Origin of the sequence: Azospirillum sp. A1-3, assembly GCF_023806445.1 — a bacterium.
Taxonomy (GTDB): Bacteria; Pseudomonadota; Alphaproteobacteria; order Azospirillales; family Azospirillaceae; genus Azospirillum.
This window is the reverse complement of the sequence record NZ_JAMSLU010000001.1, coordinates 407,542-426,582: the sequence shown is the minus strand read 5'-3', so window position 1 is coordinate 426,582 and position 19,041 is coordinate 407,542. Positions and strand designations below refer to the sequence as shown.

The following is a 19,041-nucleotide window of genomic DNA, read 5'->3' as shown; positions in this document are numbered from 1 at the left end:
GGGCTATATAATCATTGGAAACGGGAGCGAAACCAATAAGGAGCCTGGGTCCCCATGACGACCTTCGACGACCGCGAAAAGGCTTTCGAGAACAAGTTCCAGCACGACGCGGACCTGCTCTTCCGCATCCGCGCCCGGCGCGACCGGCTGGCCGGCGAATGGGCCGCCGACCTGATGGGGCTGTCCGGGGCGGAGGCCGAGGCCTATGCGCGCCAGATCGTGGACACCGACATCGCCACCGCCGGCCCGCACGACATCCGGGACAAGCTGTGCGCCGACCTGAACGCCCGCGGAGTCGACATCTCCGAACACCGGGTGGAAAAGCAGATGGCGCATTTCCTGGACATCGCGCGCGAGCATGTGACTCAGGGCTGATCCGGGGGCCTGAGCCCGCCTCACGCGGACCCGCCGCCGCAACGGCCGCGCGGCGGGAGGCCTACTCCGCGGCCCGGTGCAGGAGGCGCTGCCCGGCATAGTCGGCGATGCGGCGGATCAGCATGTCGATCTCGCCCTTCAGCCGGGCGAATCCGTCGTGGCGTTCCAGCGTCTCCTCGTTCATGTAGAGGCGGCGGTTGATCTCAAGCTGGATCGAATGGCGGCCGTGCGCCGGATCGCCGTAGCGCGCCAGCAACTCTACCCCCTTGTACGGATCGTTGATCGCCACGCGATGGCCGAAGCCGCGCAGGGTCTCCGCCACCAGCCGGACGAATCCGGGCTCGCTGGTGGTGCCGTCGCGATCGCCGATGACGAAATCCACCGCCAGCGGGTCGCGCCCGTCCGGCCGCAGCGACGACGGCATGGAATGGCAGTTGACGTGCCACACCGCGCCGAATCGCGCTGCCAAGCCATCCAGCGCAAGCCGCATCTGGGCATGGTAGGGACGGTAATAGCGGTCGATGCGGTCGGCCACCGCCGCCGCCGGCAGCTTTCCGTCATAGAGCGGCAGGCCCGGCCGCAGCATGCTGCGGATCAGCCCCATGCCCAGCGTGCTGCGCGGAGTCGGGCGCAGCGGCATCGGCAACTCGCCGTCGATCAGCGCCGGGTCGATGTCGTCGACCGCGCGGTTCACGTCGATGCAGGTGCGGGGAAACAGCGCGCACAGCAGGGTGGCGCCATGGTCGGGCGCCGTGGCGAACAGCTCCTCGACATGGGTGTCCTCCCCCTGGCGCAGCAGGGGATGCGGACAGATCACCCGGAAATCGGCTGGATAGACGCTGCCGCTGTGCGGCGAATCGAACAGGACCGGAAGGCGCCGGCCGACCGGGTCGTTGCGGACAAGAACGTCATCGATCACGAAGCTCATCGATTGGCCCCGGCCAGACGACCCGATGGAGACATAGGCGATGGAGACATCGGCAAGTTCGAGTCCCGCCAGTTAAATTGCCGCAAGGTCAACCGCCGCCTTGATTGATCAGGCGGATCCTATAACCCATGCGTCAAGCCTCAGTCGACGGCTATTCGTCATGATCCTGCCATGCCGCCGCAACATCGCACCGGGCGCATCAGCCAAAAAAACCGCGCTACACGACCGGCCCGCACTGGCGCGGAGTCGCTTGGTTCGTCATACTGATTGGAGCGCCCACCGCTGGCGAGCTTGCCGCTTGACCGACCCGCTCTTCGCCCCCGTCGAACTCTCTCCGCCGGACATCGCGCCCCACCGGCGCGGCAACACCGGCATTGACCACGTCACCAGCCTGTCGGCGGCAGAGCCGGGGCCGCATGTGGTGCTGAACGCGCTCGTCCACGGCAACGAGCTGTGCGGCGCCATCGCCCTGGATGCGCTGCTGCGGATGGGTCTGCGGCCGACGCGCGGACGGCTGACCTTCGTCTTCGCCAACACCGCCGCCTATGCGACCTTCGACCGCCAGAACCCCTATGCCTCGCGCTATCTGGACGAGGATTTCAACCGGCTATGGTCGCCGGAGCAGCTGGACGGCCGGCGCGACAGCGTGGAGCTGCGGCGCGCCCGCGTCCTGCGGCCGGTCTACGAATCGGCGGACCTGCTGCTCGACCTGCATTCGATGACGGCGGACACCGCGCCGCTGACCCTGTGCGGCCGGACCACGCGCGGGCGCGACCTGGCGCTCGGACTCGGCTATCCGGCCTGGGTGGTGGCGGACGGCGGCCATGCCGGGGGCAAGCGGCTGATCGATTACGGCAGCTTCGCCGAACCGGAAGGGTCACACACCGCCGTTCTGGTCGAATGCGGCCAGCATTGGCGGACTGAGACCGCGACGGTCGCGCTGGAAAGCTGCCTGCGCCTGCTTCTCGGCCTGGAGATGATCGATCCGCCGCTGAACGGTCCCCGCCTGCGCCCGCGCACCGATCCACAGCGGGTGGTCGAGGTCACCGATGCGGTGACCGCAGCCAGCGAGCGGTTCCGCTTCACCGCCCCCTTCGTCGGCATGGAGGTAATCGGCCGCGCCGGCACCGTCATCGGCTGGGACGACGGCCGCGCGATCCTGACCCCCCATGACGACTGCGTCCTCATCATGCCCGCCCGCCGGGTGAAGTCCGGCCAGACGGCGGTGCGGCTGGGGCGGATCGTCGGGTGAGGTTTGTGAGTCCCGTTGATAAACGCTTCACGTTGAACCGCTTCGCGTCGGATCTTATCAAGAGCCTCCCTCGGCCGTCATTCCCGCGAAGGCGGGAATCCAGACGCTCCCGGGGCTCAAGAAGCGGATCAGTCTGGTTCCCCGCCTCTGCGGGGATGACGGCCGAGAAAAGCCCAAAAGCTCACAAACTCTGATGGGAGGCCAACACCGCCAGCCCCCTCACTTCGCCGCCGGCTTGCCCTTCGTCCAGGTCGCATTCGCGCTGAACAGCGGCACGGTGGAGATTGAGGTCTTGGCCGAGGCGTCCTTCACCTGTCGGCTGTACACCACATAAACCATCGTGTCGTTTGGCCGGTCGTAGATGCGGCGAATGGCGATCGACTTGAAAATCAGGCTCTTCCGTTCGGAGAAGACCTCCTCCCCCTTCTGCGACAACTCGATGTCGCCGACGGTCACCGGGCCGGTCTGACGGCAGGCGATGGAGGCGTTGGACGGGTCCTCGAACCAGTTGCCCTTGCTCAGCCGGTCGATCAGGCTGCGGTCGAAATCGACCAGATGGCAGGTGATTCCCTTCACCTTCGGATCCTCGATCGCCTGGATCTCCAACCCGTTGCCGGTCCAGTCGTTGGAGAAGCGGCCGACCACCTCGTCGGCCGCCGCCGTGCGCAGCGGGAGCGCGGCGGTCAGCAGGCCCAGAACCAAAAGGCCGGCGGAAGCGTTCATCAGGGGAAACGGGCTGCGCATCTCGATCGGGTCTCCGGCAAGGACGGGCGGGGACCGCAGGATGAGCGGCCCGGAAAAACACTCCCCTAGATCGGAGGGTCTGGCGCCGCCGTCAAGCGCCTCCCTCCGGAGGTCCGGCCACCGCGATGACAGACCGCAGCCCGCTCGCCTCGCTTCCCCCCGCCCCCGAGGCTCCGCTTGCCGGCACGCCGGAACCGGCGACCGAACCCTTGCCCTCACCCGGCCACCGCCGCGATCCGCTGACCGTCGCCGTCGTCGGCCTGTTCGTCATCGCCGTTCTGTTCGCGCTCTATTTCGGACGCGACGTGCTTCTGCCGATCATGCTGGCGCTGATCCTCAGTTTCCTTCTGCGACCGCTGGTCCGCGCCCTCTACCGCGTCGGGGTGCCCGAGGGGCTCGGCGCCGCCGTCATGGTCGTCATGCTGTTCGGCGGCGTCCTGCTGGCGGTCTATACCCTGTCCACCCCGGCGGCGGAGTGGGTCAACCGCATGCCGCGGGTCCTGCATGAACTGGAGTTCAAGCTGGGCGACATCCGCGCCGGCATCGACCGCGCCCGCGAAGCCTCCCGCCAGATCGAGGAGATCACCAAGGAAACCGGCGAGGCCGGGCCGGTGCGCGAAGTGGTGGTGCGCGGTCCGACCCTGATGGAACAGGCGGTCAGCCAAGTCGAATCGGTTCTCGCCAATGTGGTGATCCTGCTGGTGCTGCTCTATTTCTTCCTCGCCCGCGGCCGCCATTCGTTGGAGTCGCTGATCGGCACCATGCGCAACGTCGATGACCGCGTGCATTACGCGATGGTCGCGGCGACGCTGCAGCAGAACATCGCCGCCTATCTGCTGACCATCACCGTCATCAATGCGGTGCTGGGGCTGGCGACGGGGCTGGTGATGTGGATGTGGGGGCTGCCGAACCCGGCGCTGTGGGGAGTGATGGTGGCGCTGGCCAACTACATCCCCTTCATCGGCCCGGCGGTGATGACCGGCGTGTTCTTCCTGGTGTCGGTCCTGACCTTCGACAGCCTCGGCACCATCATCCTGCCACCCCTGTCCTTCGTGGCGCTGACCACGCTGGAGGGCAATTTCCTCACCCCCATGATCGTCGGCCGCCGGCTGTCGCTGAACCCCATCGCGGTGTTCGTGTCGATCCTGTTCTGGGGCTGGCTGTGGGGCATTCCCGGCGCGCTGCTGGCCGTGCCGATCCTGGCGATCCTGAAGATCCTGTTCGACGCGCACGAGCCGCTGAAGCCGGTGGGCGCGCTGCTGGGGGATTGAAGGTGGGGTTGCCCCCTCCCTCCCGCTTCGCGGGTCCCTCCCTCCCCCGCCTTCGGCGGTAGAGGGTGAGTTTGCAAAGCGGCGGCAGTCCCCTCTCCCTCGAAGAGGGGGAGGGTTAGGGAGGGGGCACCCGCAGCGATACCCTCACGCCACCGAAGCCAGCGGCAGATTGACCAGCAGGTTCTGCGGCTTCAGCTTCAGCCGCCGCCCTTCCGTCATGGCCAGCCCCAGATAGACCGGCCGACCGGCGAGATCGGGGCGCATGGCGGCGGGATCGGCGAAGTCCAGGCGGAACAGGGCGAGGATGCTGGCCAGCCGGTCCTCCCCCACCTCCACGCCATTGTACAGGTCGTTGAGGATCGCGGTGGCGGAACTGTCGAGCCCGACATGCCAGACCCAGCGGTCGTCGCGGATGTTCTGCACCGGCTGGATGCTGACCGTCACGCCCAGGAAATGCCCGACCCAGGCCTCCAGCACGCGGGCCAGCGCGTCCAGCCCGGCGGCGGCGAAGGTGATGTCCAGCACGGTGTCGTGCCGGGCGTCGCGGCCCCAATAAAGCGGGTGGTTGGTCTCGTCCAGGATGTCCAGCTCGACGCTGCGGGGAGCGGTGCCGGCCTCCACCACCAGACGGCCGAGCGAACCGAAGCCGCCGGACGCCGCCATCGTCTCCACCGTCTCGGCATCGGCGACACGGACGCGACCGTCCTCCACCGACACCGTCTGTTCGCGGAAGAACAGCTCCCCGGCCCGCGCGCGCAGGCCGGACGGCGTTTCATCCAGGATGCCGCGCAGGATGGCGTGGACCAGCTGGTCGATGAACAGGGCGGGCACCCCGCGGGCCCCCTCGCGGAACAGGCGGATGTAGCAGCCTTCCAGCGTTCCGGCCGCGAGCAGCCGGTCGCGGAAGGCCAGCCAGACCTGGAAATTCTCCCGCGCATCCGGATCGGCGATGGCGTCGAGCAGCGGCGCGGGCACACTCCGCGCCGGATCGTCCAGCAAGGCGGCGTGCAGCGTGCGCTCCGCATCGCAGGCCTCCTCCGGCGGCCGCATCTCCGGCCGGAGCAGGTAGGCGCGCAGGAAATCGGGCGTCACCGCCAGATGGTTGTCGGCATCGCGGGTCAACAGGTGGAAACCGGACGCCGTCCAGAAATCGGTCATGCTGCTGGGCACCTTTGGTCCTGAAGGCGCCTATCCGACGACAGAGCCGCCGCCCGGCGCAAGTGTCTTGTGCGCAAGTGTCTTGTCGAGAAAGGCATCGATGTCCGCCCACACCCGGTCGCGGATGGCATCGCATTCCATCAGCAGTTCGTGCCGCGCCCCGGGATAGTCGGCAAGATGGGCGTTGCCGAGGCGGGCGACCACCGCGCGGTGCGCCGCCGCCCGCACCACCCGGTCGTCCGGCGCGCTGAGCAGCAGCACCGGCGTGCGCACCCGCTCCAGCGGCAGGGTATGGCGCAGCGCATCCTCCGCATCCAGGGCGGCGGCGACCCAGGCGAAACTGACGCCGCCGACGCGCAGGTCGGGCCGCTCGGCATAGGGGCCATGGAAGGCGGCGTAGCGCCGCGGATCGGCGGTGATCTTGTTGTCCAGGCTGAAGCGCCCCTCCGCCGGGTCGTAGTCGCCCTGCCCCAGCGCATAGCGGGCACCCAATCCGCAGGCGAGCCCGACGCCGGCCAGCATCCGGACCAGCCAGCGCGGCAGCGGCCCGCTGTGGATGGCGTACATCGGCGCCGACAGCAGGACGGCGGCATAGCGGCCCGGATCATCGTCGGCATGGCGGGCCAGCGCCAGCGTCGCCACCAGCCCGCCCATGGAATGGGCCAGCAGGATCAGCGGCCCGCCGGTCTCCGCGGCGACGGGTGCCACCACCTGCCGATAAACCTCGTCGAGATCGTCCACCAGCGTCGCAAAGTCGGTCAGATGGTGGATCTGCCGGTTGGGCAAGGGCCGGTCGGACAGGCCCTGATTGCGCCAGTCGAGTGCCACGACGCGGAAGCCGCGGGCGGCCAGCGCATCCGCGGTTTCGGCATATTTCTCGATGAACTCCGCCCGGCCGGTCAGCACCAGCGCCGTGCCGCGAACCCGCTCCGGCACCGGCCAGACGGCGACGCGCAGCTTGGCCCCGTCGGGCATTGTGACGAAGCGCATCTCCACGGAACCGGCGGCCGGGTCGGCAGCAGTTTCGCCGGCGGGCTTCGCCGCAAATTCGGATGCAGTCCAAGCGGCATCATCGGCCATACTTTCTCCCCTGACCGTTGTGTTGCAGATCGGAAGAGCGCCCGGACGGGCCACCCATTTCGAATTCGTCAAGATATAGAAAACCAGAAATAGTAGCGATGTCTTGTGTCAGCTGCGAGAGGGAACTCTTTTCCTTGAATGCCGTTGGTCCGCCGTTGGAGGTGAACCGATGAAGACAACACGCATCATCGTCCTGGCGATTGCCGCCGCGACCCTGAGTGGGACTGCCGTCCCTGCGCTGGCGAATGGAAAGGCCAAGGTTCCGCCCGTGCATGTCGAGCATGAGGATGGCGAGGAGATCCTCGTCCACAAGGGGGAAGCGTCCTTCTACAGCCAGAAATTCCATGGCCGCACCACCGCGAGCGGCGAAACGATGAACCAGAACAAGGCGACCGCCGCCTCGCGCACCCTGCCGCTGGGCGCCAAGGCGACCGTCACGAATGAGGAGAACGGCAAGAGCGTCGACGTCATCGTCAACGACCGCGGCCCTTATGTCGATGGTCGCGTGATCGACCTGTCGCGGTCTGCCGCCAAGAAGCTGGACATGATCGACGACGGCACCGCGCCGGTGACGGTGGAGGTCAAGCCGTCGGAGCAGCCGACCGAAGCCGCCCGCGAAAAGGTGGAGGACAAGGTGGACCAGCTCACCCCCGACAGCCAGGTCGCCCAGGGGGACACCCGCCGCAACGGCAGCAGCGGGGGAAGCAAAAGCGACACAGTGTCGCACTCCGGGTCCGGCAAGTAATGCTGCGGCGCGGCGAAGACGGCTTCCGATTCGCCGCATCCGCTGCCGGATTTCCGTTCAATTGCCGAACCAACAGTCACCGGATGGTCAGGCCTCTGAAAAGAAACGGACTTCGCCGGCAGGGCACCATATGGCGACCGCAAAGTCGCACCAGCGGTCCACAGCCGGACCAAAGCGGTGAATTTTACCGTTAACCCACTGATCCGGCACCATTCCCCTTGCTATACCTTCGGCCCGAAGTAATCCGTCGGCACCATGACGGCTTCCATTGCGCCGAAGCCTGCCGAACGGGGCAGCCGCCTTTCCTGCGGACTTGTGCGGAACGTTAGAGATTTTTTTGCATTTTTGGAGGAGACGTGGTGCCATTCCCCTCGCTGCGGCGCACACCACGCATTGCAGCGAACGGCGCGGCGCCCAGCGTCAGACGCCGGAACAGGCACCGAGAGAAAGAGGAATTGCTGCGATGGACGACGTGCGTCAGGTCCGCAAGGATATCGAAGGCTACTGCATCGAAGACCTGTCCGTCGGCATGACGGCCAGCTTCGCCAAGACGGTGACGGAGGCCGACATCGTCCTGTTCGCGGGCATTTCCGGCGACACCAACCCGGTGCACATCAACCAGGAATACGCCGCCACCACCATGTTCCAGGGCCGCATCGCCCACGGCATGCTGACGGTCGGCTTCATTTCGGCCGTGCTGGGCACCAAGCTGCCGGGGCCGGGCTGCATCTACATGAGCCAGACGCTGAAGTTCAAGGCGCCGGTCCGCGCCGGCGACACCGTCACCGCCCGCGCCACCATCACCGAACTGATCCCGGAAAAGCGCCGCTGCGTCATCAAGACCGTCTGCACCGTCGGCGAAACCGTGGTGGTCGAGGGCGAGGCGCTGCTGATGGTCCCCTCTCGCGGTTGATTGGCCGCGGTCAGCACTCCGGCCAATCGGCCTGCTTGCGAGCGTAAAACACGCCGGCGCGTTTACCCCGCGCCGGCGTCGGTCTATATAGACGCCCGAGCAAGCGGACCCGCCGGGGTCCGCCCACAGCACCGGGGCGCGCATGCGACTGTACAGACACACCGCCGACCTGCCGGCCGAAGAGCGGGGCGCCGTCGTTGCGCTCGGCAATTTCGACGGCGTGCACCGCGGGCATCAGACGGTCATCGGCACCGCCCAGCGCCTTGCGGCGGAAATGGGCGTGCCGTCGGCCGTCGTCACCTTCGAACCGCATCCGCGCAGCGTCTTCCGCCCCGACGACCCGCCCTTTCGCCTGACGCCCTTCCGCGTCAAGACCCGCCACATCGAGGCGCTGGGCGTCGACCAGCTGATCGTCTGCCATTTCGACGACAGCTTCCGCCACAAGACCGCGCAGGCCTTCGTGGACGAGGTTCTGATCGCCGGACTGGGCGTGCGGCACGTCGTCTGCGGCTATGACTTCCTGTTCGGGCACAAACGGTCGGGCGATCCCGCCTTTCTGCAGAAAGCCGGGCGCGCCCAGGGCTTCGGCGTGACTGAGGTCGGGCCGGTGTCCGACGAGCAGGGCGGCGTCTATTCCTCCACCCGCGTGCGCGATGCGCTGACCGCCGGCCGTCCGCGCGAGGCCGCCTTCGTTCTGGGCCATTCCTGGGAGATCGAGGGGCGCGTCGTCCATGGCGACCAGCGCGGCCGCACCATTGGTTTCCCCACCGCCAACATCGAGCTGGGCGAGTATCTGCGCCCGGCCTTCGGCGTCTATGCGGTGCGCGCCGGCATCGACCGCGCCGGCGAGACCGTCTGGCTGCCGGGCGTCGCCAACCTCGGCGCCCGCCCCACCGTCGACGGCACGGTCGCCCGGCTGGAGGCCCACCTGTTCGACGTCGACCTTGACCTGTACGATCTGCATCTGCGGGTCCAGATGATCGACTTCCTGCGGCCGGAGATGAAGTTCCCCAGCTTCGACGTGCTGAAGGACCAGATCGTGAAGGACGCCGCCGCCGCCCGCGCCGTGCTGGCGGCCGGCTGACCGGAGGGCATGCAGGATGGAGCGCGTGTTGATGCTGCTGTTCATGCTGAACCAGGGCGGCCCGACCACGCTGGATTTCGCCAGCATGGAGCAATGCAAGGCGGCCGAGCCGATCATCATCCAGAATTACCGCGAGATGACCGGCAACACCGTGCTGGCGCGCTGCATCCGCATGGTGCTGCCGGCCAAGTGACCGTGCCCAAGCGATTGGGCCAAGTGACGGGACAGCAAGCGATCCGCGCTGGCGGTGGTGGTTTCATCTGATACAGTGCCGCCCCGTCTCCGCTTCGCCCCAAAGCCGTTCCATGCCCCGTCCCGATTCCCTGTCCATCCGCGTCCTGCTGACGGCGCTGGTCGCCTTCGGCCCGCTGTCCACCGACCTGTACCTGCCGTCGCTGCCGACTCTGGTGCGGGTGTTCGACACCGATGTCGCCACGGTGCAGCTGACGCTGTCGATCTTCCTGGTCGGCTTCGCGGTGTCGCAGCTGGTCTATGGCCCGATGTCCGACCGCTTCGGCCGGCGTCCGACCCTGCTGGTGGGGGTGACGATCTATCTGGCGGCCAGCGCCGTCTGCGCCATGACCAGCAGCATCGACGCGCTGATCGCCGCCCGTTTCTTCCAGGCTCTGGGCGCCTGCTGCGGGCCGGTGGTGGCGCGCGCGGTGGTGCGCGACGTGTTCGGGCGCGACCGGGCGGCGACGGTGCTGGCCTATATGTCGATGGCGATGGCGCTCGCCCCGGCGGTGGGGCCGATGCTGGGCGGCGTCCTGACGGAGTGGTTCGGCTGGCGCGCCAACTTCATGCTGCTGACCGTGTTCGCCTGCGGCATCCTGGCCGCGGTGTGGTCGATGCTGGGCGAAACCAACGCCCACCGCGACGAGGAGGCGCTGCGGCCGGGCCGGCTCGCCGCCAACTACCTGCTGCTGATGCGCAACCGCGGCTTCGTCGGCTATGTGCTGGTGGTGGCCTTTTCCTACAGCGGTATCTTCTCCTTCATCTCCGGCTCGTCCTTCGTGCTGATCGGACAATTGCACCTGACCCCGGCGCAGTATGGCGCCAGCTTCGGCGCGGTGGTCCTGGGATATATGCTGGGCACCTTCCTGGCCGGGCGGCTGACGCCGCGGCTGGGCGGCGCGCGGATGATCCGCATCGGGACGCTGCTGTCGCTGGGCGGCGGGCTGGTGGGCGGGGTGCTGGCGCTGGCCGGGGTGCTGCACCTGCTGGCCATCGTGGTGCCGGTCTTCCTGTTCATCCTGGGCGCCGGGCTGACACTGCCCAATGCCACCGCCAACGCGGTCGGTCCCTACCCCACCATGGCTGGGCTGGCGTCTTCGCTGCTGGGCTTCGCGCAGATGGCCATCGCCGCGGTCATCGGCATCGTCGTCGGCCACATGAACGACGGCACCGCCCTGCCGATGATGGGAGCCATCGGGCTGGTCGGGCTGGGCGCGCTTCTGGCGCACCGGCTGCTGGTCATCCCCGCGACGCGTGGCGGGCGATCCGCCTGATCCGGCCCTGGCGGGAGGTGGAGCGACGGCGCTCCCGCGCCTTGCCGTCGCCATCCTCTGCATCCGCCTCAGCCTCCGACGCTCCCAACTGCGGGAAGCGGTCCATCAGGATGGTGAACAGGATGGTCACCATCAGGCACAGGGCCAGCGTCATGCCGGCAAGCGCGTAATAGCCGGCGCCGCAGGCGATGCCCAGCCCGCCCGCCACCCAGATGACCGCGGCGGTCGTCGCCCCCCGCACGCTGTCGCCGGACCGGAACATCACCCCGGCACTGATGAATCCGACCGCCTGCGCCACGCCCTGGATGACGCGCACCGGGTCGCTCGGCCGCTCGTCGCCGCTGGTCTGCAGGCCGGCGAACAGCTCCAGCGCAACCATGGTGGTCAGGGCACAGCTGATGGAGATCAGCGTATGCGTGCGCAGCCCCGCCGCCTTGCCCCGCATTTCGCGGTCGAGTCCAAGCAACGCACCGCAAAAGGCCGCCGCCAGCAGCCGCACCCCCATCTCCTCCGTTGTCAGAACCTCGGTCAAGCCCATGAAATCACTCCGGTTTTTCCGCCTGCCAAACGGTCTGCCACTTTTTTGGGGCACACGGCATTTTTCACTTTGCATTCGATCGCGTTGGATCTATGTAACGCGAACTCGCAAGCGCACGTGCCGCTGGCCCGCCCCTCGGCGTCTCCGAGATGTGGTTATGCAACGACGTAACGCGTGATCCCCGACCGTCCCTTAAACAAGGCGGCGACTTGGAGGTTACGATGGTTGATGTTGTTGTGGGTGGGCGCGTGCTCACCCGTCTCCGAAATCTGCCGCTCCTGGACCATACGGACAGAACAGGGTTCTGTACGGGGCAATCCAGTATTGGCGGCCTGAGCGCCTGATCAGCTTTTTCAGTTGCTGATCGGCCCGCCCGGCCGCTCCGTCCCCCCGACTTCGCCCTTTCCGTTCCATCATCTTGCGTCCCAGGAGACTGAGATGACCCAGAAGATTGCGCGCTTTTTCGAAGAGCAGCGCCCGCAGACCCCTTGCCTCGTCATCGATCTGGACGTGGTCGAGCAGAACTACAACGATCTGCACGACGCCCTGCCCGATGCCCGCATCTTCTATGCGGTGAAGGCGAACCCGGCCGCGGAAATCCTCAGCCTGCTGGCCCGTCTCGGCTCCGCCTTCGACTGCGCCTCGGTCCCGGAAATCCAGATGGCGCTGGCCGCCGGCGCCACCCCGGAGCGCATTTCCTTCGGCAACACCATCAAGAAGGAAAGCGACATCCGCCGCGCCTATGAACTGGGCGTGCGCCTGTTCGCCTTCGACAGCGAGCCGGAACTGGAGAAGATCGAGCGCGCCGCCCCCGGCGCCCGCGTGTTCTGCCGCATCCTGACCTCGGGCGAGGGCGCCGAATGGCCGCTGTCGCGCAAGTTCGGCTGCGACCTGCCGATGGCCCGTGACCTGCTGCTGAAGGCCCGCGACATGGACGTGCAGCCCTATGGCGTGTCCTTCCATGTCGGCTCGCAGCAGAAGGACCTGATGCAGTGGGACCACGCCATCTTCCAGGTGGCGCAGCTGTTCCGCGAGCTTGAGGTGCTGGGCGTCGATCTGGGCATGATCAACCTGGGCGGCGGCTTCCCCACCCGCTACCGCACCGACGTGCCGGAATGCACCGCCTACGGCCAGGCGATTTTCGACTCGCTGCGCACCCACTTCGGCAATCACCTGCCGGAGACCATCGTGGAGCCGGGTCGCGGCATGGTCGGCAGCGCCGGCATCATCGAGAGCGAAGTGGTCCTGGTGTCGCGCAAGTCGGCCGAGGATCCCAAGCGCTGGGTCTATCTGGACATCGGCAAGTTCGGCGGTCTGGCCGAGACGATGGACGAGGCGATCCAGTACCCGATCGAGGTGCTGGGCGACGAGCAGGAAGACGACCGCGAGGCGGTGATCCTGGCCGGCCCGACCTGCGACAGCGCCGACGTGCTGTACGAGCGTGCCGACTACAAGATGCCGATGGGTCTGAAGGCCGGCGACCGCGTGCGCATCCATGCCACCGGCGCCTACACCACGACCTACTCGGCCGTCTGCTTCAACGGCTTCGCGCCGCTGCACCACTACTGCATCTGAGGAGACGGCAGGGCGACACCCTGCCCCTTCCGGACTCGGTCCAAGAAAAAGCCCGCCTGCCGGTTCCACCGGCGGCGGGCTTTTCCTTTCCGGCAGCCGCTTTTCTATGCAGCCTGACTTTTGGACAATCCAAGCACCGGACAAAGAAAAAGGCCGTTTCCGATCAACGGAAACGGCCTTTTCCGGTGCGTTCGCCGGCCGGCGTGCAAGCGCTCATTCGCGCCAGAACGGCTTCGACATCTCGCGCTCGGCATCCAGGCGGCTGAAGCCGATGTCCTGGAGCATACGGTCGTCCAGATAGCCCAGCTCGCGGCGGGTCACGATGCGCTGGCGCCACAGGCCCAGCATGTTCGACGCCACTTCGACGACATGGGCAAAGGTGGAGGTGCTGCGGCCGGTCTCGGCCGAATGCAGAAGGGTTGCCATGATGGAGATTCCTGAGATGTCTTGTTATGGAGGGTCCGCCGGTCGGCGATCACGTCCTCCTTGTGTGGAAATATAATTACGCTCCTTCGAGCCATGTTGCCACCCCCGGCGGCAACATGCCCGCTTTGCAGGCAGCGAAGAACTCGCCATGGAATGTCACCGATCTGTGGCAAAAGCGTCATTGCGGATACTTACGGTTCGCTACGCTGACAATAATGGACCCCTGCATCGACAGCCACTGGACAAGGCCAACCTACTTGGGCGATGTATTGTTTTACTTACGGATCAATTCAGCGGACCAGTGGATAGGTTCATGAACAGCCCCCTCACCCCCGCCGGCCAGACCTTCGACACCATCGGCTTCGATGGCGACGACACGCTCTGGCACAATGAATCGCTGTTTTCGATGACGCAGGACCGCTTCCGCAGCCTGCTGGCTCATGCTGCGGACCCTACCGACCTCGACCGCCGCCTGCTGGAAGCGGAGCGGGCGAACCTCCGCGTCTATGGCTACGGCATCAAGGGCTTCGTGCTGTCGATGATCGAGACGGCGATTGCCGTCACCGACGGCCACGTCCCGGCCCGCGACCTGCAGAGCCTGATCGACTTCGGCAAGGCGATGCTGGAGCATCCGGTGGAACTGCTGCCCGGCGTGGCGGAGGTGGTGGAGACGCTGGCCGGCCGCCACCGGCTGGTTCTGATCACCAAGGGCGACCTGTTCGACCAGGAAAGCAAGATCGCGCGCTCCGGCCTGTCGGAGCTGTTCCACGCGGTGGAGATCGTCAGCGAGAAGGACCCGGCCACCTACCGGCGGGTGATGGACCGCCACGGCATCGATCCGGCCCGTTTCCTGATGGTCGGCAATTCGGTACGCTCGGACATCCTGCCGGTGCTGGCCACCGGTGCCCACGCCGTCCACATCCCCTATGCCATCACCTGGGCGCATGAGGAGGCGGAGGTGCCCGACGATCACTACCGCCGGCTGGACTCGATCCGCGACCTGCCGGCGCTGCTGGCCGACTGGTGAGAAGGACCTTCGATGACCCTGTCCATGCTGCCTGACCTCGACGGCATCACGCCGGAAACCGGCGCCCCGGCCGCCGACCGCATCCTGGCCGGGTCACCGGTCTTCACCACCTGGAACGGCTACGAGTCGGAGGACGGCAAGCGGTTCGCAGGCACATGGCGGTCGACGCCCGGATCCTGGCGCATCGTCTATGACGAGTGGGAATATTGCGAGATCCTGGAGGGCGAAAGCGTCGTCGCCCATGACGACGGCCGCTCCTGGACCTTGAAAGCCGGGGACCGTTTCGTTATCGAACCGGGCTTCACGGGAAGCTGGACGGTGGTCGAGGTCACCACCAAGCGCTATGTGGTGGTCCTGCCCTGAGCCAAGTCGTCAGCCGACGATCTCGATTGAATGCTGGGCGGCGCCGTGGCTGAGGATGGTGACGGCCTTGCGTCCGATCTCCACCGCCAGAACGCCCAGCACCAGGACGGAGGCGACCAGCATCAGGCGGGCGATGTCACGCGACCAGCCGCGCTTGCGGGCGTTGGCGCGGCGATGCTCGCGCAGCACCGCCCGTGCTGCACGGCCGCTCAGCCGCGGTCCCATCCAGGAGGTGGCAGCCATCTTGCGCTCCCTCGTCGTCCCGAACAAATCTATATACTTTTATATAAAATTTTATCTTGTTGGGCAAGTCGGGATTTTCGCCGCGAAGGACCAGAAGCGGCCGGACGGGATTACTTATTCGTTCCGCTGACGTAACGGATTGGATCGGTCGTTCCGGCTTCGGAAAAGCCCTTCAGGCGCAACAGACAGCTGTCGCAGGCGCCGCAGGACAGCCCCTCCGGCGTCGGATCGTAGCAGGAATGGGTGAGGCTGTAGTCGACCCCCAGCGCCAGCCCGCGGCGGACGATGGCGGCCTTGTCCATCTGCATCAGCGGCGCATGGATCTTGAACCGGCTGGTGCCCTCCACCCCCGCCTTGGTGGCGAGGTTCGCCAGCGTCTCGAAGGCGGCGATGTATTCGGGACGGCAGTCAGGATAGCCGGAGTAGTCCAGGGCGTTGACGCCGATGAACAGGTCGGACGCCCCCAGCGTTTCCGCCCAGGCCAGCGCGAAGGACAGGAAGACGGTGTTGCGCGCCGGCACATAGGTGACCGGGATGCCCTCCCCCAGCCCGGCCGCCAGATCGGCGGCACTGTCGTGCTTCGGCACGTCGATGGCATCGGTCAGCGCGGAGCCGCCGAAGGCGCGCAGGTCGATGTCGGCGATCACATGCCGCTCCACCCCCATCGCCGCGACCACCCGCCGCGCCGCCTCCAGCTCCACCGAATGACGCTGGCCGTAGCGGAAGCTCAAGGCGTTGACCCGGTAGCCCTCGGCCTTGGCGATGGCGAGCACCGTCGTCGAGTCGAGTCCGCCGCTGACCAGCACCACCGCCGGCTTTGACTTGTCCTGATCCGCCATCGCACACCTGCCTTTCCTTCGCCATCCGTCCGCCGGGTGGACCCTATGCGGCAGCTTCTGACACATCCGGGCAGCGCAGACCAGATCAGGACATCGCCGCCAGCACCTCGGCGACGGTCATGATGCGCGACGGCGGCAGCCGGATTGTGGCGGTACAGCCCTGCCCCAGCGCGCTGTCCAGCGTGAGTGTCCCACCATGGGCCTCCACCAGACGGGACGCCAGCGGCAGTCCGAGTCCGACGCCCTCGTGACGGCGTGTGGGACCTTGGTCAAGCTGGGCGAAGGGTGTCAGGGCTTTCGCAATGTCCTCCGGTCGCATGCCGACACCCCGGTCCCGCACCGAAAGCTCGACCCAGCCGTCGGCGGCCAATGCAGCCGTCAAGGTGACGGTATCCCACGGATGGCTGAATTTGATCGCGTTGGACAGCAAATTGCCCAGCGCCTGGATCAGGCGCCGTTGGTCGCCACGAATCGACGGCAGCCCGCCATCGGCCACCACCTCGACCGTCACACTCTGACGGGTGGCGTGAAAGTGCAGATCTGCCACGGCCCGGTCGACGACCGCCGACAAATCAACGGGCGCTTCGGTCAAGGACAGCCCGCCGGCATCGACGCGGGCCATGTCGAGGATGTCGTCGATGATCGCCAACAGCTGTTCGCCGGCCTGACGGATCGCGCCGACACAATCGCGCATCTGATCGTTCCGCTCCGCGTCGCCAACCGATCGCCCGGACTGCGCCTCCAAAAGCTGGGAGAAGCCGATCACCGCGTTCAGCGGGGTGCGCAATTCGTGGCTCATCGCCGCGATGAAGGTGGATTTGGCGCGGTCGGCCGCCTCCGCCGCGTCCTTGGCCGCCAGCAACTCGGCCTCCGTCCGGCGGCGTTCGGTGACGTCGCGGAGAATGGCGGTGTAGAGCCTCCGACCCTCCACCTCGCTGGCGCTGACCGACAACTCCACGGGAAAGCGGGTGCCGTCGGCGCGCTCCGCCTCCGCCGCACGGTCACGGGCGATCAGCGCGGTGGTCTGGCCGGGCGCGAACTTTAGCCGGACGCCGCCCTCCTCCCGCAGATCCGTCAGCGGGATCAGGCGGTCGAGAGGGCGCCACAGCAGATCCCCGGCCGCAACACCGAACATCGCCTCCGCCGCCCTGTTGAAGCTGTGCAGCACGCCGGCCTCGTCGATGGTCAGGATCGCCTCGGCCGCGGTGTCGAGGATCGCCTCGTTGCGCGCCTCCGACAGGCGCAGGGCGTTGGCGGTGTGCACATATTCGCTGACGTCGGTGATGGTGGCGATGGTGCCGCCATCCTCCAGGGCCATGCGCTGGCACAGCACCCGCCGGTCGACGCCGGCCCCGTCGGAGTCGTGGAAGCGGAAATCGGTCGGCGCCGGATCGCCGGTCGCGTCCAGCCGCCAGTCCGCCGCCACCCGAGCCCGGTCGTCGGGATGGACGGCGTCGAGCCAGCCACCGCCGAGCAGCCGGTCAGGCTCCAGCCCGGTGATGCCGGCAAGCCGGGCATTGGCGAACAGCACCTGACCGTCGGCATCGGCCTGCAGGATGCCGACCGGCACCGCCTCCGCCAATGTGCGGTAGCGCGCTTCGCTGGCCCGCAGGCGTTCCGACAGGGCGATGTGGTGGCTGATGTCGCGGACGGTCAGCACCAGTCCGCCGATGGCCGGATCGGCCAACTCGTTGCGGGTGGTGACTTCCAGCCAGCGCCAGCCGCCATCGGCATGGCGAAAACGGAAAACGGCGCGGCCACTGCTGCCGGCCGGGGCCGCCGCGCGCAGTTGGAACCGGTGCCGCGCCTCCTCCACATCGTCGGGATGAATATGGCCGTCGAACGACGTGCCGGTCAGCATGTCCGAAGGGTGGCCCAGCAGATCCATGACGGCGTCGCTGATGCGGAGCACGCACCCGTCGGCCGACAGCAGCGCGACGACTTCCCGGCAATCGCGGAACAGGGCGCCGACAGCCATTGCGGTCGCGCGATGCTCGCCATCCTGCAAGATGATACCCCCCGAACCTGCTGCAAATGGCGGGATGGCTTCAATCCCGCCATGCAGAGTAATCAGAGGTCATCAATGGTTCATGTCAGGATTAACCCGACTCCGGGCCATTGATTTCGACACTGAAACTCTTATTCCCGGCGCCCTTATCCCCGGCGCAAGGACAGGAAGGATGTCAGCGCCTCCAGCACTGCATCGGGAGCTTCGGTCATCACCATGTGTCCGGTCTGCGGCAGGACGACGACCTGCGAAGTCTTGACGCGGGCCGCCAGCGACCGGCCGGCCTTTGCCGGAGTCATCTTGTCGAGCGCCCCCAGCAGGAACAGCGCCGGGCAGTCGACCGCCTCGGCGGCACCGGCCCCTTGTCCATAGTCGTTGCAGGCGGCCAGATCGACACCCAGCACGCCCGGACGAACCGACGCCATCAGCCGGCGCCCACCGGGGATCAGCGCCAGCCCCGGGATCGGGCAACCGCCACCCTGGGCGCCGCCATGGCCACGCGGACCGTGGCCCCAGCCGATCACCATATCGATGGCGGACTGTTCGCCGGCATGGGCGGCGGCCAGCAGGTCCGGATGTACCGGCATCCGCTCCGCGATGCCCAGCAGAGCGATTGCCTCCACCCGTCCGCCATGGCGGGCGGCGGCGTCCAACGCCACCAGCGCGCCCATGGAATGACCGACCAGCGCCGCCCGCTCCAGTCCGGCGGCATCCAGCAGGGCGATCACCCAATCGGCAATGGCGGCGATGCTGCCCAGCGGCTCGCCACCGGAGCGGCCATGTCCCGGCAGATCGACCGCCAGAACCGAGCGGCCATGGTGGGCGAGATAACGGCTTTGCAGGCTCCACACGCTGTGGTCCATGCCGGCGCCGTGGATCAGCACGATTGCGGGGCGCGCGGAATCGATGTCCCGGCCGCCGGTGTGGACGAAGACGGGGGTTCCGTTGACGGTCAGCTGCATGG

21 protein-coding genes are annotated in these 19,041 nt (G+C 67.2%); 11 read left to right on the top strand and 10 right to left on the bottom strand.

Going from position 1 to position 19,041, the window contains the following annotated elements:
• Nucleotides 1-54: 54 nt before the first annotated feature.
• The gene (locus M5E06_RS02040) at nucleotides 55-375 is read left to right on the top strand and encodes a DUF1476 domain-containing protein (RefSeq protein WP_109076338.1); all 321 of its coding nucleotides are present in this window, start codon (nucleotides 55-57) and stop codon (nucleotides 373-375) included.
• Between the two features lie 61 nt (nucleotides 376-436).
• On the opposite strand, the gene M5E06_RS02035 is transcribed toward M5E06_RS02040, so the two are convergent.
• Nucleotides 437-1,303, bottom strand: coding sequence for an N-formylglutamate amidohydrolase (locus M5E06_RS02035; RefSeq protein WP_252136964.1), 867 nt, complete (start codon nucleotides 1,301-1,303; stop codon nucleotides 437-439).
• A 298-nt stretch (nucleotides 1,304-1,601) separates the two neighbouring features.
• Between M5E06_RS02035 and M5E06_RS02030 the strand changes: the two genes are divergently transcribed.
• Entirely contained in the window at nucleotides 1,602-2,555 is a 954-nt protein-coding gene (locus M5E06_RS02030; RefSeq protein ID WP_252136963.1) for a M14 family metallopeptidase, read from the top strand.
• 219 nt (nucleotides 2,556-2,774) lie between these two features.
• Here M5E06_RS02030 and M5E06_RS02025 read toward each other — a convergent pair whose 3' ends face one another.
• The gene (locus M5E06_RS02025; protein WP_136705185.1) at nucleotides 2,775-3,299 is read right to left on the bottom strand and encodes a CreA family protein; all 525 of its coding nucleotides are present in this window, start codon (nucleotides 3,297-3,299) and stop codon (nucleotides 2,775-2,777) included.
• Between the two features lie 125 nt (nucleotides 3,300-3,424).
• Between M5E06_RS02025 and M5E06_RS02020 the strand changes: the two genes are divergently transcribed.
• Nucleotides 3,425-4,570: an AI-2E family transporter gene (locus M5E06_RS02020; RefSeq protein ID WP_252136962.1), complete on the top strand. Its 1,146-nt coding sequence runs from the start codon at nucleotides 3,425-3,427 to the stop codon at nucleotides 4,568-4,570.
• Nucleotides 4,571-4,714: 144 nt separating this feature from the next.
• On the opposite strand, the gene M5E06_RS02015 is transcribed toward M5E06_RS02020, so the two are convergent.
• Complete coding sequence (locus M5E06_RS02015; RefSeq protein WP_252136961.1) at nucleotides 4,715-5,728, bottom strand: DUF6352 family protein; 1,014 nt, start codon at nucleotides 5,726-5,728, stop codon at nucleotides 4,715-4,717.
• Nucleotides 5,729-5,758: 30 nt separating this feature from the next.
• Nucleotides 5,759-6,808 (bottom strand): alpha/beta hydrolase, encoded by a 1,050-nt coding sequence (locus M5E06_RS02010; protein WP_252136960.1) that lies wholly within the window; start codon nucleotides 6,806-6,808, stop codon nucleotides 5,759-5,761.
• Between the two features lie 169 nt (nucleotides 6,809-6,977).
• Between M5E06_RS02010 and M5E06_RS02005 the strand changes: the two genes are divergently transcribed.
• The 5 genes from M5E06_RS02005 to M5E06_RS01985 all read left to right on the top strand — a co-directional run bounded on the left by M5E06_RS02005 (nucleotide 6,978) and on the right by M5E06_RS01985 (nucleotide 11,058).
• Entirely contained in the window at nucleotides 6,978-7,553 is a 576-nt protein-coding gene (locus M5E06_RS02005; RefSeq protein ID WP_109076332.1) for a septal ring lytic transglycosylase RlpA family protein, read from the top strand.
• 463 nt (nucleotides 7,554-8,016) lie between these two features.
• The gene (locus M5E06_RS02000) at nucleotides 8,017-8,466 is read left to right on the top strand and encodes a MaoC family dehydratase (protein ID WP_109076331.1); all 450 of its coding nucleotides are present in this window, start codon (nucleotides 8,017-8,019) and stop codon (nucleotides 8,464-8,466) included.
• Between the two features lie 142 nt (nucleotides 8,467-8,608).
• Entirely contained in the window at nucleotides 8,609-9,550 is a 942-nt protein-coding gene (locus M5E06_RS01995; protein ID WP_252136959.1) for a bifunctional riboflavin kinase/FAD synthetase, read from the top strand.
• 16 nt (nucleotides 9,551-9,566) lie between these two features.
• On the top strand, nucleotides 9,567-9,743 hold the full coding sequence (locus tag M5E06_RS01990) for a hypothetical protein (protein ID WP_167393315.1): 177 nt from the start codon (nucleotides 9,567-9,569) through the stop codon (nucleotides 9,741-9,743).
• Between the two features lie 112 nt (nucleotides 9,744-9,855).
• Entirely contained in the window at nucleotides 9,856-11,058 is a 1,203-nt protein-coding gene (locus tag M5E06_RS01985; RefSeq protein ID WP_252136958.1) for a multidrug effflux MFS transporter, read from the top strand.
• On the opposite strand, the gene M5E06_RS01980 is transcribed toward M5E06_RS01985, so the two are convergent.
• Nucleotides 11,024-11,596: an MgtC/SapB family protein gene (locus M5E06_RS01980; RefSeq protein WP_252136957.1), complete on the bottom strand. Its 573-nt coding sequence runs from the start codon at nucleotides 11,594-11,596 to the stop codon at nucleotides 11,024-11,026. The genes M5E06_RS01985 and M5E06_RS01980 overlap by 35 nt on opposite strands.
• A 438-nt stretch (nucleotides 11,597-12,034) precedes the next feature.
• Here M5E06_RS01980 and M5E06_RS01975 point away from each other — a divergent pair, with 438 nt between their 5' ends.
• Entirely contained in the window at nucleotides 12,035-13,171 is a 1,137-nt protein-coding gene (locus M5E06_RS01975; protein ID WP_109076327.1) for a type III PLP-dependent enzyme, read from the top strand.
• Nucleotides 13,172-13,384: 213 nt separating this feature from the next.
• Here the strand turns inward: M5E06_RS01975 and M5E06_RS01970 are convergent, their stop codons facing one another.
• Nucleotides 13,385-13,597, bottom strand: coding sequence for a DUF1127 domain-containing protein (locus M5E06_RS01970; protein WP_109076326.1), 213 nt, complete (start codon nucleotides 13,595-13,597; stop codon nucleotides 13,385-13,387).
• A gap of 313 nt (nucleotides 13,598-13,910) precedes the next feature.
• Here M5E06_RS01970 and M5E06_RS01965 point away from each other — a divergent pair, with 313 nt between their 5' ends.
• Nucleotides 13,911-14,624, top strand: a complete 714-nt coding sequence (locus M5E06_RS01965; protein ID WP_252136956.1) for an HAD family hydrolase — start codon at nucleotides 13,911-13,913, stop codon at nucleotides 14,622-14,624.
• A 12-nt stretch (nucleotides 14,625-14,636) separates the two neighbouring features.
• Nucleotides 14,637-14,987 carry a cupin domain-containing protein gene (locus M5E06_RS01960; protein WP_252136955.1) on the top strand — a complete coding sequence of 117 codons (351 nt, stop codon included), beginning with the start codon at nucleotides 14,637-14,639 and terminating at the stop codon, nucleotides 14,985-14,987.
• A gap of 9 nt (nucleotides 14,988-14,996) precedes the next feature.
• On the opposite strand, the gene M5E06_RS01955 is transcribed toward M5E06_RS01960, so the two are convergent.
• The 4 genes from M5E06_RS01955 to M5E06_RS01940 all read right to left on the bottom strand — a co-directional run bounded on the left by M5E06_RS01955 (nucleotide 14,997) and on the right by M5E06_RS01940 (nucleotide 19,039).
• The gene (locus M5E06_RS01955; protein WP_109154389.1) at nucleotides 14,997-15,230 is read right to left on the bottom strand and encodes a hypothetical protein; all 234 of its coding nucleotides are present in this window, start codon (nucleotides 15,228-15,230) and stop codon (nucleotides 14,997-14,999) included.
• A 110-nt stretch (nucleotides 15,231-15,340) separates the two neighbouring features.
• Nucleotides 15,341-16,069: a 7-cyano-7-deazaguanine synthase QueC gene (gene queC, locus M5E06_RS01950; RefSeq protein WP_252136954.1), complete on the bottom strand. Its 729-nt coding sequence runs from the start codon at nucleotides 16,067-16,069 to the stop codon at nucleotides 15,341-15,343.
• A gap of 85 nt (nucleotides 16,070-16,154) precedes the next feature.
• On the bottom strand, nucleotides 16,155-18,047 hold the full coding sequence (locus M5E06_RS01945; protein ID WP_252136953.1) for a sensor histidine kinase: 1,893 nt from the start codon (nucleotides 18,045-18,047) through the stop codon (nucleotides 16,155-16,157).
• Between the two features lie 176 nt (nucleotides 18,048-18,223).
• Nucleotides 18,224-19,039 carry an alpha/beta fold hydrolase gene (locus M5E06_RS01940; RefSeq protein ID WP_252136952.1) on the bottom strand — a complete coding sequence of 272 codons (816 nt, stop codon included), beginning with the start codon at nucleotides 19,037-19,039 and terminating at the stop codon, nucleotides 18,224-18,226.
• Nucleotides 19,040-19,041 lie beyond the last annotated feature (2 nt).

Bases quoted from the DNA above. Each gene is read 5' to 3' on its own strand.
- M5E06_RS02040 (WP_109076338.1), top strand. From the start codon at position 55: ATGACGACCTTCGACGACCGCGAAAAGGCTTTCGAGAACAAGTTCCAG.
- M5E06_RS02035 (WP_252136964.1), bottom strand. From the start codon at position 1,303: ATGAGCTTCGTGATCGATGACGTTCTTGTCCGCAACGACCCGGTCGGC.
- M5E06_RS02025 (WP_136705185.1), bottom strand. From the start codon at position 3,299: ATGCGCAGCCCGTTTCCCCTGATGAACGCTTCCGCCGGCCTTTTGGTT.
- M5E06_RS02020 (WP_252136962.1), top strand. From the start codon at position 3,425: ATGACAGACCGCAGCCCGCTCGCCTCGCTTCCCCCCGCCCCCGAGGCT.
- M5E06_RS02015 (WP_252136961.1), bottom strand. From the start codon at position 5,728: ATGACCGATTTCTGGACGGCGTCCGGTTTCCACCTGTTGACCCGCGAT.
- M5E06_RS02010 (WP_252136960.1), bottom strand. From the start codon at position 6,808: ATGGCCGATGATGCCGCTTGGACTGCATCCGAATTTGCGGCGAAGCCC.
- M5E06_RS02005 (WP_109076332.1), top strand. From the start codon at position 6,978: ATGAAGACAACACGCATCATCGTCCTGGCGATTGCCGCCGCGACCCTG.
- M5E06_RS02000 (WP_109076331.1), top strand. From the start codon at position 8,017: ATGGACGACGTGCGTCAGGTCCGCAAGGATATCGAAGGCTACTGCATC.
- M5E06_RS01995 (WP_252136959.1), top strand. From the start codon at position 8,609: ATGCGACTGTACAGACACACCGCCGACCTGCCGGCCGAAGAGCGGGGC.
- M5E06_RS01990 (WP_167393315.1), top strand. From the start codon at position 9,567: ATGGAGCGCGTGTTGATGCTGCTGTTCATGCTGAACCAGGGCGGCCCG.
- M5E06_RS01985 (WP_252136958.1), top strand. From the start codon at position 9,856: ATGCCCCGTCCCGATTCCCTGTCCATCCGCGTCCTGCTGACGGCGCTG.
- M5E06_RS01980 (WP_252136957.1), bottom strand. From the start codon at position 11,596: ATGGGCTTGACCGAGGTTCTGACAACGGAGGAGATGGGGGTGCGGCTG.
- M5E06_RS01975 (WP_109076327.1), top strand. From the start codon at position 12,035: ATGACCCAGAAGATTGCGCGCTTTTTCGAAGAGCAGCGCCCGCAGACC.
- M5E06_RS01970 (WP_109076326.1), bottom strand. From the start codon at position 13,597: ATGGCAACCCTTCTGCATTCGGCCGAGACCGGCCGCAGCACCTCCACC.
- M5E06_RS01965 (WP_252136956.1), top strand. From the start codon at position 13,911: ATGAACAGCCCCCTCACCCCCGCCGGCCAGACCTTCGACACCATCGGC.
- M5E06_RS01960 (WP_252136955.1), top strand. From the start codon at position 14,637: ATGACCCTGTCCATGCTGCCTGACCTCGACGGCATCACGCCGGAAACC.
- M5E06_RS01955 (WP_109154389.1), bottom strand. From the start codon at position 15,230: ATGGCTGCCACCTCCTGGATGGGACCGCGGCTGAGCGGCCGTGCAGCA.
- queC (WP_252136954.1), bottom strand. From the start codon at position 16,069: ATGGCGGATCAGGACAAGTCAAAGCCGGCGGTGGTGCTGGTCAGCGGC.
- M5E06_RS01945 (WP_252136953.1), bottom strand. From the start codon at position 18,047: ATGGCTGTCGGCGCCCTGTTCCGCGATTGCCGGGAAGTCGTCGCGCTG.
- M5E06_RS01940 (WP_252136952.1), bottom strand. From the start codon at position 19,039: ATGCAGCTGACCGTCAACGGAACCCCCGTCTTCGTCCACACCGGCGGC.